Origin of the sequence: Peribacillus tepidiphilus (assembly GCF_009466385.1) — a bacterium.
Classification (GTDB): domain Bacteria; phylum Bacillota; class Bacilli; order Bacillales; family DSM-1321; genus Bacillus_BN; species Bacillus_BN tepidiphilus.
Map to the genome: position 1 here is coordinate 28,680 of NZ_WIAQ01000020.1, position 15,078 is coordinate 43,757.

Here is a 15,078-nt window from a genome sequence, read left to right on the forward strand (position 1 = left end):
CAGCCTACCCAATTTTCCTCACGACTCCTTTTTGTGTAGAAGTAATACTATCTCATACAGGGCTTGAAAACGTTTTATCGTATGATTCTTCAAGAATCATTTTGCAGAGCGTCGCAGCCTTCTTCACCTGTACGAATTTTAATGGCATTCTTCATCTCATAGATAAAGATTTTTCCGTCTCCAGGTTGGCCGGTATTTAAAACCTTCCTTGCCGTATCAATCACAGCTTGAACAGGTACTTTACAAACAACCGTTTCGACCTTAATTCTTTCGTGCATGTTTATTTCTTTTGTTACGCCACGGTAGTGCTCAACAAATCCTTTCTGCAAGCCACAACCAAGCACGTTGGAAACTGTTATTCCGCTTACCCCTATTTTCGCTAATTCTTGTTTAAGCTGTTCAAATTTATTAGGTCTGGTAATAATCTCAATCTTTGTCAGAACTTCACTCATGACATCACCCTCTTTTACAAATTAGATTCATGATAAGCTTTTTCACCATGAAGCGTGAGGTCGAGCCCCATTGTTTCCTCTTCCTCATTCACTCGAATTGGAACCACTACATGAATAATCTTCACTATGACAAATGTGACAACTGCTATGAAAATATAGGTTGCCACCATTGCGACTACCTGCTTCCATAAAAGGCTAGGATCTCCATAAAACAATCCGTTTGCTCCGGCTTCATTTACTGAGGTTGTGGCGAATAATCCTGTTGCAATGCCGCCCCACGTACCTCCTACACCATGAAGTCCGAATGCATCTAGCGCATCATCATAACCAAGTTTTTTCTTTAAGTAGAAGACCCCCCAGAAACAAAGCGCTCCTCCAACAAAACCGATTAAAATAGAGGCGGATGGAGTAACAAATCCACAGGCAGGGGTTATTGCAACTAGTCCAGCGATTGCTCCTGAAATAGCCCCCAGCATCGTGGGTCTTCTATTAATCAACCACTCTACTACTAACCAGCCGACAATTCCTGCTGCTGCAGCAACTGCTGTATTAACGAAGACAGTCATGGCGACTTCATTTAAAGTGAGGGTGCTTCCCACGTTGAATCCAAACCAGCCAAACCAGATCAGCGAAGCACCCAATACCGTTAATGGCAAATTATGAGGCGTACTTTGATTAGCTTCCTTTCGTTTTCCAAGCATGACTGCAAACACAAGTCCGGTTACACCTGATGAAATATGAACGACATTACCACCAGCAAAATCGAGAGCTCCTAACTCTCGGAGCCAGCCACCTACTCCCCAAACCCAATGCGCAACAGGCGCATAAGCAACAATAGACCAAATGATCGTAAAGAGTATGAATGCGGAAAAATTCATTCGTTCAGCTACTGCTCCTGAAATGATTGCTACGGTTAAGACAGCAAATGTTAACTGAAACATCATAAATAAGCTGTGCGGAATCGTTGAACTGTAGTCTTCATTGGGCTCGAATGTCACATCTTTTAACGCAAACCAATCTAAGTTTCCTAGAAAGGCATTTCCCCCCGTAGAAAAAGATAAGGAATAACCGATGAGAACCCACAGAATTGATACAATTGCCATTGGAACATAACTATGCATCGCGGTACTTAAGACATTTTTACTTTTTACCATCCCTCCATAAAAGAGAGCAATCCCCGGTGTCATGAGCCAAACAAGTAACGTTGCCAAAAACATAAATACGGAATCACCTATTTGCACGTTTAATCGCCACCTTAATGTTATATTTTATAACATGATATGTTATGTTAAATATCATATTATAATAATTAGCTAAATACAACCAATTTTCAGAAAAAAATATACTTATTTTTTTAAAATTATGTAACAAAACCTTACATAATCACTTTATCACTCATTTCAAACAATATTTTCCCTTATAATCCCATCCATTTTTGTCCATAATGAAAAGTATTCTTGTCCTAGTTATTAAAAATAACACGATTTATAAGATACCCAAGGTGGAATGTACATGTTTTGGCTTTATAATCATTTATTTTCTAGAGTTCCAGCTTTAGCACGATTACTAATACTAATTGCCATTCTGCTTTGCGGCTTTGGACTTCTCATCCACTTAGTTGAGCCGCAAACTTTCCCGACCTTTTTTGAAGGTTTTTGGTGGGCCATTGTCACAACTTCTACCATTGGATATGGGGATTATTCGCCGGTTACATTTATGGGGCGTCTAGTAGGTGTGCTATTAATTCTAGTGGGGGCAGGGTTCGTTACGTCCTATTTTGTTTCTTTATCAGCTGCTGCCGTTTCATCAGAGGAAAATTTTTTATCCGGAAAAAGTCATTTCAAAAAGAACGGACATATCATCATTGTAGGATGGAATGAACGATCGAAGGAGATTATTGAACATTTGCTATTACACAATCCGAAGCAGCAAATTGTTTTAATTGATTCTACTCTTGAGAAACATCCCAACCATTTATTAAAATTCCATTTTGTGAACGGAAAATCAACCGATGATCAAGTCTTAATTCAAGCTAATATTCTAGGAGCTTCTAAAGTACTCATCACTGCAAATATACAAAATGATGAGTTTCAGACTGATATGTTCTCCATCTTAACCCTGCTTGCCGTAAAAGGCCTTAGTCCGGAAACATATTGCGTAATTGAAATTCTGACCAGGGAGCAAGTGAATAATGCGATTAGAGCGGGGGCAGATCAAATTATTCAAACCAATCAAATTGCAAGTAAAGTCATGGTAGACAGCTTGGAAAGTTCGAATGATTCCCATACAGATTAACGATTAATGAAAAAGCCGATCATCAATCCTCTCAATAGAGAAGTGCAATTGATCGGCTTGTATTGTATTTAAATTACTTTAATAAATGCGTTTCTAGCTCTCGTACTAATTCTTTTCCTAAATCGATATATTTTTCCGGGAATGTCGCATCAGGGTCTTGGGGCTCGGAAAATTGATTAAAGGATCCGGAGAAGCTCCCTGCCGAAGCGTTGTCATCAAGCCCACGCTGATATTCGTGCGACAAAAGAAATGGTCTTCCCAATTCAACAGTAACACCGCGTGAATCTAACTGACCATCCACAGCACGAAACGGAATGCGGAGAAATTGATACCCTTTCTTGTCATCGATTTTGTAATCAAAGTAGCCATGGTCATAATCCCAGTTCCCGCCGATGTCATATCCTGCAGGCTTTAGCATTTTTTCCAAATCGTATAATGTGAACGTCTTCCCCTCGATTTGCGAAGGAATTTCAATCATATTTGCCACTCCTTAAACACCTTTTTTTATAGCATAACCAAAAGGCGGGAAATAAACCTGGAAACGGGGTAGCTTTGTAGCTATATGCGACTACGGATTTGACCTCCCCCTACTGCGGATTAACAACGGATGTTCCATTTACGACGACCGATATATTGGCCTGACGACCGATATCTTATCACTGACGACCGATATATTGGTTCTGACGACCGATATATTGGTTCTGACGACCGATATATTGGTTCTGACGACCGATATCTTATCACTGACGACCGATATATTGGTTCTGACGACCGATATTTTTCGATTAACGGCCGTTTCTATTTCGCAACAATAAAGGTTTTTTCAAGCCAAAAACAAAAAGTCCTCTCTATTTCACTAATCAAAAACCCCGCTGCTGACAGCGGGGTTTTCTAAACTCATATTAAGATTGTAGACGTTTTTCTAGTTCTGCTTTCTTCTCTTCAAAGCCTGGCTTGCCAAGTAGAGCAAACATGTTCACTTTGTATGCTTCTACTCCTGGCTGATCAAATGGATTTACACCCAATAGATAGCCGCTCATGGCACATGCTTTTTCAAAGAAGTAAACAAGATATCCGAACGTGTACTCATCCATTGCAGGAATACTTACGATTAAGTTTGGTACTCCTCCGTCTGTATGAGCAAGCAATGTACCTTCAAAAGCTTTATTGTTTACAAAATCAACCGTTTCACCAGCTAAGTAGTTTAAGCCATCTAGGTCATTTGCTTCTTTTTCAATTTTCAATTCATGGCGTGGCTTCTCAACCTTGATAATGGTTTCAAATAGATCTCTACGACCTTCCTGTACGTATTGTCCAAGAGAATGAAGATCGGTTGAGAAGTTAGCAGAAGCAGGGAAAATACCTTTTTGATCCTTTCCTTCTGATTCACCGAAAAGCTGCTTCCACCATTCTGCAAAATATTGAAGACCTGGCTCATAGTTAATGAGCATTTCGATCGTTTTACCTTTGTTATAAAGGATGTTACGAACTGCTGCGTATTGATACGCTGCATTTTCTTCGAGCTCGGATTTGCTAAAATCCTCTTGAGCTTTTTGAGCACCCTTCATCATTTCCTCAATGTTTGCGCCGCTAACAGCGATCGGTAAAAGCCCAACAGCCGTCAATACAGAATAGCGTCCACCCACATCATCCGGAATCACAAATGTTTCATAGCCTTCTTCATCAGCTAGAGTTTTTAAAGCACCACGAGCTTTATCAGTAGTAGCATAAATCCGTTTGCGCGCTTCTTCTACACCGTACTTTTCTTCTAACAGTTTACGGAAAATACGGAATGCGATGGCAGGCTCAGTTGTTGTACCTGATTTTGAAATGACGTTGATTGAAAAGTCTTTGCCTTCTAAAAGATCCATTAAATCTCTCATGTAAGTGGAAGAGATATTGTTTCCTGCGAAAAGTACTTGCGGAGTTTTGCGTTGTTCTTTTGATAAGGCGTTATAAAAGCTATGCTGAAGCATTTCAATTGCCGCACGCGCTCCCAGATAAGAACCGCCAATTCCGATGACAAGCAATACGTCAGAATCATTTTTAATTTTTTCAGCTGCTTTTTGAATGCGGGAGAATTCCTCTTTATCATAATTTGTAGGAAGCTCAATCCAACCTAAGAAATCATTGCCAGCTCCTGTCTTTTCATGCAAAGAATGATGCGCAACCTTCACAGCGTCACGCAGGTATGTAATTTCATGCTCACCAAAAAAAGACAATGCTTTTGTGTAGTCAAAACGTACATGTGTCATTGTGAGTTCCTCCATATCTTTAGGTTACATTTACACTTTATCGAAAGGTTATAACAATATCAAGAATACTCCTATTATGTAAGCGTACCCATTTTGACTTTTTTCAAAACAATTGTAGGAAAAGCGGAAAGCGCCTGGTTAGCTCTGAATAGAGGATCGTCGACTAACCCCTGCCACGTCCTATGGCAAACGTCGACGTCACGACGTCCTGTCAAAGCAATGTTCTTCACCCTAAGAAGTCCTAAAGACTTCGCAGGGGGAAGGTTATTTTACCCGATGAGCTGGCGCTTGGAGCTAGACAAAGAAAAGCGGAAAGCGCCTGGTTATAGGTAAGACCATACAATGTTATTTCCAAAAGAAAAGGAGTCAACATTCATTTAAGCGAAAAACTAGACGATTTAAGCAAAAACTCCTTTTATTTAAGCGAAAAGCTAGACGATTTAAGCGAAAACTCAAATGCAGAGTCATATATAACAAAGAACACCAAAAATCCCTACAAAATAAGCTGTCCAAACGAAAAGAGCCCGGCACCCTCGTTACTAAATCGTAAGTAACGACAAAAGGAGCCAGGCACTTAAAGGAATACTTCATTAAATAGCTTTATAAAGATGCCTTCAAAATCGCTACGACATCATCTCGATTCAGTTTTTTGAAGTTGCCGAATTCACCGTTAGCCATCGCTTTATCTGCCATGATTTCAAGAGTGCTTTCGTCAATGTTGTAATCAGCTAAACGAGTTGGAGCACCAAGACTTGTCCAGAACTCTCGCAGTTTATTTATTCCTTCGAGAGCGATCTCTTCATCTGACTTTCCTTCTGGATTCACACCCCATACACGTACAGCTAATTGTGTAAAGCGATCGATTCTTTCATGTAATGTATGCCTCATCCAATTCGGGAACAGGATCGCAAGTCCGCCTGCATGTGGAATGTCATGAACAGCAGATACTGCGTGCTCAATGTTGTGGGTCGCCCAGTCACCGCGGACTCCCATTTGTAGATAACCGTTTAAAGCAATGGTTCCTGAGTAGAGAATCGTTTCACGGTATTCATAATTTTCAAGGTTATGTATTAGCTTTGGCGCCGTTTCAATAACTGTTTTTAAAACCGCTTCACACATACGATCCTGAAGCTCTGTATTCGTCGTTTGGTGGAAATATTGTTCGAACACATGTGACATCATGTCCACAATACCGTAAATCGTTTGATCCTTTGGCACTGTAAATGTGTTGACTGGATCTAGTATAGAGAATTTAGGGTATACATACGGGCTTCCCCATCCGTATTTTTCTTTCGTTTCCCAATTTGTAATAACAGACCCTGGGTTCATTTCAGAGCCGGTCGCTGCAAGGGTAAGAACCGTACCTAATGGAAGCGCATCTTTCACTTCCGCCTTTTTGATTACAATATCCCAAGCATCTCCATCGTATTTTGCTCCCGCAGCAATGGCTTTCGTACAATCAATGACGCTACCGCCACCTACTGCAAGAAGGAACTCAATTCCTTCGTTTTTACAAATTTCTACCCCTTTTCTGACAGTTGAAATGCGAGGGTTTGGCTCAACGCCTGGAAGCTCGTGTACTTCAGCCCCGATTTCATTCAACTCTGCCATGACCTTATCATATAAACCATTTTTTTTGATGCTTCCGCCACCATAGACTAGAAGCACTTTTTTTCCGTATTGGGGTACTTCGTTTCTTAACTCTTTTACTTGATCTTTACCAAATATTAATTTTGTAGGATTTCGATAAGCAAAATTTTGCAAGTTTTACACCTCCATCTTTCATTATGCACAAACAAGGGATAAGTTTTCAAAAAAAATGACTCGAAAACTTTTCATGTATGCATATTATTCAACATTTGATTCACTCTATTAAAGAACCATCTAAATAAGGAGGAAGCATTCATGAGTGGTATTCAGCGTACTGCACTAGTACTTACGATTATCGGAGCAATTAACTGGGGTCTTATTGGCTTTTTTCAATACGATTTAGTAGCTGCCATTTTCGGCGGACAAGACAGTGCTATTGCTCGCATTATTTACGGATTAGTTGGAATTGCTGGTCTTGTAAACCTTGGTCTTCTATTCAAACCTAACGAAGAGACGGCAAGAAATCCTGAAGCTAGTCCTACACGATCATAAACAAGAGGCTTCCTCACAGTCCTAAAACTGTTGAGTGAAGCCTCTATTTTTTTTCATCGTGTTTATATGCCTGTTAATCCCATTTCATTTTTAAACGGCTTTAAGAAGTTCATTAGATGCATCTTTTCCTTTTTTCTTAGGATGAAATAAGCTATATAAAACAGGCACAATGATTAAGGTTAGCAATGTTGAGGTTGCAAGTCCTCCAATTACGACTACCGCAAGCGAAGAAGAAACGATTCCTGCATGACTCGAAATAGCCATTGGAATTAATGCACCAACAGTTGCAATGGCCGTCATTAGTATGGGACGAAGACGAACTACACCCGCTTCGATAATCGCTTCTTTTCCTTCCAAACCTTTTTTCTCATTTTGCTTGACTCGATCAATTAATACGATCGCATTGGTTACAACAATTCCATTTAGCATGAGAAGACCAATCATTGCAGGCATACCAATTGGCTCATTGACAGCAAACAATCCAAGAAGAGCACCAATTACTGAGAAAGGAATCGCAAACAATATGACAAACGGAGCTTTTCCTTCACCAAAAGCAATAACCATTGTGATATATACAAGGAAGATACTAACAGCGAGCGCAAGTGCCATATTTGTAAAGCCTTCTTCCATAGCAGCAGAAGCACCTTCTTTATAGTAGGTTACCCCTTTGGGTAAATCGAGTTTAGCAATGGCTTCGTCTGCTTTTTTCGTCACTTCACCGGTTTTTGAATCCGTAATTTGACCGAAAACCATTGCATATTCATGACCATTTAGGTGAGTGATCGCCATTTGGTTTTTTACTCTTTTTAGTTCTCCAATTTCTTTTAGCTTAACAGGCTGGCCTAACATATTTTTTATCTGCAATTCACCTAGATCATCGAGAGATTTTAATTCGTCCAATTTCACACTTAAGGTTACATCTTTCTTTTCATCATCCAACGTAATGGTAGTGATCGTTTCACCGGTAATGGCATCTCTTAAGCTTTTTCCTACCATTGCAGGCATTAAGCTATGCTCTTTTAATTTCTCTTCATCCATTTCAAGTGCAATTTCAGGCTCATCTCCCTCCATCGATGTCCGAATATCTGCCATGCCTTTTATTTCTTTTAATGATGAAGAAATTTTAGTACTTGCGTTTTTTATATCTTCAAGACTAGAGCCTTCTACTACCAGGATATACTGAGAAGAACTGGCACCTCCCATTGCACCTACACCGGTAACAGTTATTTCTTTAGCCTCCTTGAATTGTTTAAAATCTTCGCGGATTTCTTCGATAAGACCCTCTACATTGTCAGTTGTTTCTTTTACCTTGAAACTTATTAATGCCGTTTCATATTCCCCATTTACACTTGTGCTAATGGATTGAATTTCTTTCCGATCAAGCAGGTTGTTTTCAATTTTTTCTGCCAGTTGACTTGTTAGCTTAGGTGCGGTTCCTTTTTCCATTGTTAAGCTGACATCATAGTCGAGCACCTTTTCTTGCGGTAAAAACGTTGTTCCTAATTTCGGTGCAATCGTAGCCACTGTTCCAGCTAATATGAAAATCGCAGCAAGCAACGTAACGATTCGATGATTTAAAACCTTTTGAAGTGTGCTTCTGTACATTTTTTGAAGTAGTCCTTCACGATGCTCTTTTTGTTTAATGTTCAAAAGGAACATTCTTGAAAGCAACGGTACGATCGTAACAGCCACAATCAATGAGAATAATAAAGAAATGACTATGGTCCAGGCTAATGGAGCAAAGAACTTCCCTACAATTCCTGGAACGAAAGCCATCGGTAAAAACACCGCGACGGTCGTGATTGTAGAAGAAGTGATAGCTGATGCAACTTCTCTTGTCGATTCTTCTACAAGCTTTTCATTTCGATCTTTCGATGCACGCACTCTTCGAAACACATTTTCAATAACAACGATTGAATCATCCACTACACGTCCTACTGCTACTGCAATTCCAGCAAGCGTCATGATATTGAGCGTATAGCCTAGCATATTTAATACGGTTAATGAAGCTAAGATCGAAAGCGGTATCGATATGATCGCAATTAGAGTAGACCTTACATTTCGTAAGAATAATAATGTGACGACAACTGCCATCGCTGCACCCAGCATGGCTTCTCTTAACATCGCATATACAGATTCTTTTATTTCCTTCGATTGATCGCTTAATTTTTCAATTTTTACACCCGTAGGAACGGAAACTTCTTTTAAGGCTTTATCGACGTTTTCTGCGATTGCTACTACATTTGCCCCAGCTTCTGCTGTGATTCTAACTCTTACACCTTCTTTTCCATTAATTCTCGTAAAATTCGTACTTGTTTTGCCTTCATAGGCAATCTCTGAAACATCACTTAATTTCACTTTTTGTACTGGTGAAGCTCCTCTTTGAATCATCTCTGGGGTATTTAGAGCAAACAGCGTAATGTTTTTTAATTCCTCTAAGGATTGAATTTCTCCTCCAACCCGAATCGGAAGCACTTGCCCGCTGATATTTACATCTCCTGTTGGAATGGATACAGAATGGGCTGTGACTGCGTTTTTCACATCTTCCATAGAAAGCCCTTTTTCTGATAATTTCTCAGGAAGAATACGGATAAATACCTGCTTCTCTGTTAATCCATCTCCTTCTACTTTGTTTACACCTTCAATTGCTTCTAAAGCTGGAATCAAATCATTTTTGACAAAAGATTGTGTAACATCATTTTTTCGATCGCTGTATACTCCTAATGTGTAGATGGAAGGATCCGGTTCAATGCCCTGTTGAATAATGTCAAAATCCTCCGCTTCCTGAGGAAGTTTTACTTTTTCTACTGCAGAGCGAACTTGATTTTCTACTTCTTTCATATTTACGCTCATATCGAATTCTATTGTTGAATACACAACGTTTGCTAAACCATCCGTATAAACATTTTCTACTCCATCGAGTTTCATAAGCTCTCGCTCAAGCGGCTCTCCTATTTCACGGATTGACTGCTCCGGTGATGCACCTGGATATGGAACAACTACTGTCATGTATGGAATATTAATATTGGGGTATTTTTCAATATTCAAGTCCTTAACAGCAAATACTCCTCCTCCAATCACTAATAGCGTCAGCAGCAATAATGCTACTGCATTTTTTAAACTGAACTGAATAATGGATTTCATAGTAGTATTTCTCCTTTGCTTATTAAAAATGACTCTCGCACTTCTTAATAGTAAATTATAGTAGCAATGTAAGAATATAGCACTCAGTATTATTTAGTAATAAGACTTAAGGCTTACTCAGCTCCTTTTTGAAAATTGCACACTTTTTCAATATATGCATGAGGTTAATAGAAATGTCTGATTACACAGAAAATGGAGCAAAAATAATGGAGCAAAATTCAAGTGCCTGGAGCGGAAATCAACGGGCAAACTTTATAATCTAAAAACAACAATCTATGCGAAAAGAGCCCTTCAAAAGATGTAAGAGCTGTCCCTTAGCAACAATCCCACAAAAACAGAAAAAAAAGCACGGACTCCAAGAATCCATGCTTTTTCACCCTTATACCCAGCCGCGGAATTTAGAAGCTTCGGCCATTTTTCGTGCTCCTACCATGTAAGCGGCAAGACGCATGTTGACTTTTCGGGATTGAGAAACTTCATAAACATTGTTAAATGCTTGAACAAGAACTTTTCGAAGCTTTTCATTCACTTCTTCTTCACTCCAGTAGTAACCTTGATTGTTTTGTACCCATTCAAAGTATGATACGGTTACGCCACCCGAGCTTGCTAGTACATCCGGAACAAGAAGAATACCACGCTCTGTCAAGATTTTTGTAGCTTCCAATGTTGTCGGTCCGTTCGCAGCTTCTACAACAATAGATGCTTTAATTTGATGTGCGTTTTTCTTTGTAATTTGATTTGAAATGGCAGCGGGAACTAAAATATCACAGTCCATTTCAAGAAGCTCTGCGTTTGTAATTGTATTTTCAAACAGCGTTGTTACTGTTCCAAAGCTGTCACGACGGTCAAGCAGGTAATCGATATCTAATCCCTTTGGATCGTAAAGTGCACCGTACGCATCTGAAATACCGATTACTTTTGCTCCTGCATCGTGCATGAATTTCGCCAAGAAACTTCCAGCATTTCCAAAGCCTTGTATAATGACTCTTGCCCCTTCGATGGAGATGCCTTTTTTCTTGGCAGCTTCTTCAATACAGATTGTCACACCTTGTGCTGTTGCTTTTTCACGACCTTGGGAACCTCCAAGCACAAGAGGTTTACCTGTAATAAAACCAGGAGAATCGTATTCACGAAGGCGACTGTATTCATCCATCATCCAAGCCATGATTTGTGAGTTGGTATAAACGTCCGGTGCTGGGATGTCTTTTGTCGGCCCAACAATCTGGCTAATGGCACGGACATACGCACGACTAAGTCGCTCTAGCTCACCCATGGACATCGTTCTTGGATCACATATGATTCCTCCTTTTCCTCCACCGTATGGTAGATCGACGATTCCACACTTTAAGCTCATCCACATAGATAGAGCCTTTACTTCCTCTTCATCTACTTCAGGATGGAAACGTACGCCCCCTTTTGTTGGCCCAACAGCATCGTTATGTTGAGCACGATAGCCAGTAAAGACTTTTACACTTCCGTCATCCATGCGGACAGGCATACGTACTGTCAGCATCCTTAATGGCTCTTTTAAAAGCTCATACATTTCTTCGTTGTAGCCAAGCTTTGTTAAAGCATCCTTGATGACAACCTGTGTTGATGTAAAAAGATTTAAAGATTCTTCTTGAACTTGTTCTGTTTTATTTTCAGTTACCCCTGTTGCTCCCATTGTTGCACCTCATTTTTATCGCATTATGCTAATACTTTTTGAATACGTTCAATTGCCCAATCTAACTCTTCCTTCGTTATAACTAAAGGAGGAGCGAAACGAATAACTGTGTCATGCGTTTCCTTACATAACAATCCTTCATCTTTTAATTGTTCACAATATTTACGAGCTGGTTCTTTTAATTCAACACCAATAAATAAACCGCGTCCACGCACTTCTTTAATCATTGGATTGTTGATTTCTTTTAATTTAGAAATAAAGTACTCACCTAATTCTAAAGAACGCTCTGCTAATTTTTCTTCAACTAGCACGTCTAACGCAGCTATTGAAACTGCACATGCCATTGGGTTTCCGCCGAAAGTTGACCCGTGAGAGCCCGGATTGAATACACCTAGGACATCCTTGTTAGCTACTACGCAGGAGATTGGGAATACGCCGCCTCCTAGCGCTTTTCCTAAAATGTACATATCCGGCTCTACATCTTCCCACTCACAAGCAAACATTTTACCAGAACGACCTAGACCAGCCTGAATTTCGTCAGCAATAAACAATACGTTATGTTCTTTACAAAGCTCGAGAGCAGCCTTCATGAAGCCTTCTTTCGGAATAACGATTCCAGCTTCGCCTTGAATCGGCTCAATTAAAAATGCGGCTGTGTTAGGTGTGATGGCGTTTTTCAATGCTTCTATATCACCGTATGGAATTAATTTAATGCCAGGAAGCATTGGTCCAAAACCACGTTTATATTCTTCTTCAGAAGAAAGAGACACTGCAGTCATAGTTCGACCGTGGAAGTTCCCGATACATGCAATGATTTCTGCTTGATTATTAGGTACGCCTTTCACATCGTAAGCCCAGCGACGAGCTGCTTTAATAGCCGTTTCAACTGCTTCAGCTCCCGTATTCATCGGAAGGGCCATTTCTTTATTCGTCAGCTTGCAGATTTTTTCATACCAAGGGCCAAGCTGATCGTTATGGAATGCACGAGAAGTTAACGTTACACGATCTGCTTGATCTTTCAAAGCTTTAATGATTTTAGGGTGGCGATGACCTTGGTTAACTGCAGAATAGGCACTTAACATATCCATGTATTTGTTGCCTTCCGGATCCTTCACCCACACACCTTCAGCCTCAGAAATGACAATTGGAAGCGGATGATAATTGTTTGCACCGTACTTCTCTGTTTGAGTAATCAACTCTTGTGTTTTTGTTTGAGACTTGTTCATGAGCTTCGCCTATCCCCTTTCAATTTATGGATAATACTATATACGTTTCTTCTCTCACCTTTGACGATAAAATAATCTTGTTTAACAACGGCTCCAGCTTAATGATAGTGGTCTAAGCGGAGCTAAGACATTTATATTCTTCATCACATAAGATAAATGACAACACATGGCTATACAAAATTAGCGAAGCTCCGCCCTTTTTTCACAGTAACTAAAACATTTCAGACGTTGTTTTTGCTTGCATGTGAAGCACGAGGTAGTCAGGGCCGCCTGCTTTTGAGTCTGTTCCGGACATGTTGAAGCCGCCGAATGGCTGATATCCAACAATCGCTCCTGTACATCCTCTGTTAAAGTATAGGTTACCTACATGGAAGTCTTCACGTGCTTTTTCGATGTGTGCACGGTTGTTTGTAATAACAGCGCCTGTTAAGCCGTATTCTGTGTTGTTGGCAATTTCAATCGCATGATCGAAGTCTTTTGCCTTTGCGAATGCGACCACTGGTCCGAAGATTTCTTCCTGCATAATGCGAGCCTTTGGATCAACATCGGCAATAATCGTTGGCTGGATGAAGAAGCCTTTGGAGTTGTCTCCCTCTCCGCCTGTCATCAATCTACCTTCTTGCTTTCCGATTTCCACGTACTCCATGATTTTCTTGAAGGCAGCGTTGTCGATTACTGGACCCATGAAGGTAGTTGGATCAGTCGGATCGCCCACTGTTAATTCTTTCGTTAATTCAACTGCGCGAGCCAGCACTTGATCGTACACATCTTCTACGATCACCGCACGAGAACATGCAGAGCATTTTTGACCAGAGAAGCCGAACGCGGATTTCACGATCGATTGAGCGGCTAATTCTAAATCTGCATCGCTGTCCACAACGATGGTATCTTTACCGCCCATTTCTGCGATCACTCGTTTTAGCCAGATTTGGCCTTCGTTAACTTTTGCAGCGCGCTCGTAAATGCGAATCCCTACATCACGAGATCCAGTGAAGGAGATGAATCGAGTACGCGGGTGATCGACTAAATAATCTCCGACCTCAGCCCCGCTGCCTGGTACGAAGTTTAGAACGCCGGCAGGAAGACCTGCTTCCTCCATGACTTCAACAAATTTAGCGGCAATAATTGGTGTTGTAGAAGCTGGTTTTAATAGAACCGTGTTTCCTGTTACGATAGCCGCTACTGTTGTACCCGCCATGATGGCAAACGGGAAGTTCCAAGGAGAGATGATAATACCCACTCCAAGTGGAATGTAGTTATATTGGTTGTACTCGCCAGGACGGCTTTCTACCGGAACACCATCTTTTAGCTTCAGCATTTGACGAGCATAGTACTCTAAGAAATCAATTGCTTCTGCAGTATCTGCATCCGCTTCGTTCCAAGGCTTACCTGCTTCCTTCGTTAAAAGGGCAGAGAACTCATGCTTGCGGCGGCGGATGATCGCAGCTGCACGGAACAAAATGTCAGCACGGGATTCCGGCTTCACTTTTCTCCACGTTTTGAACGTTTCGTCCGCAACCTGCATCGCTTTTTCAGCAAGCTCACGGTTCGCTTTCGATACGCGACCAATTACTTCCTCTTTGTTTGCCGGGTTAATCGAAACAATTTTATCTTCAGTAGAAATACGCTCTCCGCCAATGACAAGATCGTAGTCTTGGCCAAGATAGGATTCTACTAGTTTTAAACCTTCTAAATAAGCTTTCTTGTTGCTTTCTTCTGAAAAATTTGTAAATGGTTCATGCTTGTATGCCTGTACCATTTGTACTCCCCCTTGTATTGAATTTTAATCCCACATTTATTAATGCAACTATCGTGCCAATTTTTCAAAACTAGATTTGACAATATGTTTACATTTTTCATCCTTATTTACTGCAAATGATTTTTGCTGTTTGTAAGCG

The 15,078-nt window shown here is 40.5% G+C and carries 12 protein-coding genes; 3 read left to right on the forward strand and 9 right to left on the reverse strand.

The genetic code is table 11. The features are described 5' to 3' along the window. Positions 1-89: 89 nt before the first annotated feature. Positions 90-452 carry a P-II family nitrogen regulator gene (locus GD441_RS11345; RefSeq protein WP_153126552.1) on the reverse strand — a complete coding sequence of 121 codons (363 nt, stop codon included), beginning with the start codon at positions 450-452 and terminating at the stop codon, positions 90-92. A gap of 14 nt (positions 453-466) precedes the next feature. Beyond that, positions 467-1,693 carry an ammonium transporter gene (locus GD441_RS11350; RefSeq protein ID WP_153126553.1) on the reverse strand — a complete coding sequence of 409 codons (1,227 nt, stop codon included), beginning with the start codon at positions 1,691-1,693 and terminating at the stop codon, positions 467-469. 271 nt (positions 1,694-1,964) lie between these two features. On the opposite strand from GD441_RS11350, the gene GD441_RS11355 reads away from it, so the two are divergent. After that, positions 1,965-2,747: a potassium channel family protein gene (locus tag GD441_RS11355; protein ID WP_153126554.1), complete on the forward strand. Its 783-nt coding sequence runs from the start codon at positions 1,965-1,967 to the stop codon at positions 2,745-2,747. A 73-nt stretch (positions 2,748-2,820) separates the two neighbouring features. On the opposite strand, the gene GD441_RS11360 is transcribed toward GD441_RS11355, so the two are convergent. Continuing rightward, positions 2,821-3,225 (reverse strand): YugN-like family protein, encoded by a 405-nt coding sequence (locus tag GD441_RS11360; RefSeq protein ID WP_153126555.1) that lies wholly within the window; start codon positions 3,223-3,225, stop codon positions 2,821-2,823. Positions 3,226-3,354: 129 nt separating this feature from the next. Between GD441_RS11360 and GD441_RS11365 the strand changes: the two genes are divergently transcribed. Further along, complete coding sequence (locus GD441_RS11365; RefSeq protein ID WP_153126556.1) at positions 3,355-3,642, forward strand: hypothetical protein; 288 nt, start codon at positions 3,355-3,357, stop codon at positions 3,640-3,642. A gap of 7 nt (positions 3,643-3,649) precedes the next feature. Here the strand turns inward: GD441_RS11365 and GD441_RS11370 are convergent, their stop codons facing one another. Next, positions 3,650-5,002, reverse strand: a complete 1,353-nt coding sequence (locus tag GD441_RS11370) for a glucose-6-phosphate isomerase (RefSeq protein WP_153126557.1) — start codon at positions 5,000-5,002, stop codon at positions 3,650-3,652. Between the two features lie 600 nt (positions 5,003-5,602). Further along, positions 5,603-6,766 (reverse strand): iron-containing alcohol dehydrogenase, encoded by a 1,164-nt coding sequence (locus tag GD441_RS11375; protein ID WP_153126558.1) that lies wholly within the window; start codon positions 6,764-6,766, stop codon positions 5,603-5,605. A 141-nt stretch (positions 6,767-6,907) separates the two neighbouring features. On the opposite strand from GD441_RS11375, the gene GD441_RS11380 reads away from it, so the two are divergent. Continuing rightward, positions 6,908-7,144 carry a DUF378 domain-containing protein gene (locus tag GD441_RS11380; RefSeq protein WP_153126559.1) on the forward strand — a complete coding sequence of 79 codons (237 nt, stop codon included), beginning with the start codon at positions 6,908-6,910 and terminating at the stop codon, positions 7,142-7,144. Between the two features lie 90 nt (positions 7,145-7,234). Here GD441_RS11380 and GD441_RS11385 read toward each other — a convergent pair whose 3' ends face one another. The 4 genes from GD441_RS11385 to pruA all read right to left on the reverse strand — a co-directional run bounded on the left by GD441_RS11385 (position 7,235) and on the right by pruA (position 14,939). Beyond that, positions 7,235-10,288, reverse strand: a complete 3,054-nt coding sequence (locus tag GD441_RS11385; protein WP_153126560.1) for an efflux RND transporter permease subunit — start codon at positions 10,286-10,288, stop codon at positions 7,235-7,237. A 379-nt stretch (positions 10,289-10,667) separates the two neighbouring features. Beyond that, on the reverse strand, positions 10,668-11,954 hold the full coding sequence (locus GD441_RS11390; RefSeq protein WP_153126561.1) for a Glu/Leu/Phe/Val family dehydrogenase: 1,287 nt from the start codon (positions 11,952-11,954) through the stop codon (positions 10,668-10,670). A 23-nt stretch (positions 11,955-11,977) separates the two neighbouring features. Next, positions 11,978-13,180: an ornithine--oxo-acid transaminase gene (locus GD441_RS11395; RefSeq protein ID WP_153126562.1), complete on the reverse strand. Its 1,203-nt coding sequence runs from the start codon at positions 13,178-13,180 to the stop codon at positions 11,978-11,980. A gap of 211 nt (positions 13,181-13,391) precedes the next feature. Further along, positions 13,392-14,939 carry an L-glutamate gamma-semialdehyde dehydrogenase gene (gene pruA, locus GD441_RS11400; RefSeq protein WP_153126563.1) on the reverse strand — a complete coding sequence of 516 codons (1,548 nt, stop codon included), beginning with the start codon at positions 14,937-14,939 and terminating at the stop codon, positions 13,392-13,394. Positions 14,940-15,078: the final 139 nt, after the last annotated feature.

What these genes read in the sequence shown, in the direction of transcription:
- GD441_RS11380 (WP_153126559.1), top strand. Translation starts at nt 6,908, where the DNA reads ATGAGTGGTATTCAGCGTACTGCACTAGTACTTACGATTATCGGAGCA.
- GD441_RS11345 (WP_153126552.1), bottom strand. Translation starts at nt 452, where the DNA reads ATGAGTGAAGTTCTGACAAAGATTGAGATTATTACCAGACCTAATAAA.
- GD441_RS11355 (WP_153126554.1), top strand. Translation starts at nt 1,965, where the DNA reads ATGTTTTGGCTTTATAATCATTTATTTTCTAGAGTTCCAGCTTTAGCA.
- GD441_RS11370 (WP_153126557.1), bottom strand. Translation starts at nt 5,002, where the DNA reads ATGACACATGTACGTTTTGACTACACAAAAGCATTGTCTTTTTTTGGT.
- pruA (WP_153126563.1), bottom strand. Translation starts at nt 14,939, where the DNA reads ATGGTACAGGCATACAAGCATGAACCATTTACAAATTTTTCAGAAGAA.
- GD441_RS11390 (WP_153126561.1), bottom strand. Translation starts at nt 11,954, where the DNA reads ATGGGAGCAACAGGGGTAACTGAAAATAAAACAGAACAAGTTCAAGAA.
- GD441_RS11385 (WP_153126560.1), bottom strand. Translation starts at nt 10,288, where the DNA reads ATGAAATCCATTATTCAGTTCAGTTTAAAAAATGCAGTAGCATTATTG.
- GD441_RS11360 (WP_153126555.1), bottom strand. Translation starts at nt 3,225, where the DNA reads ATGATTGAAATTCCTTCGCAAATCGAGGGGAAGACGTTCACATTATAC.
- GD441_RS11395 (WP_153126562.1), bottom strand. Translation starts at nt 13,180, where the DNA reads ATGAACAAGTCTCAAACAAAAACACAAGAGTTGATTACTCAAACAGAG.
- GD441_RS11365 (WP_153126556.1), top strand. Translation starts at nt 3,355, where the DNA reads ATGTTCCATTTACGACGACCGATATATTGGCCTGACGACCGATATCTT.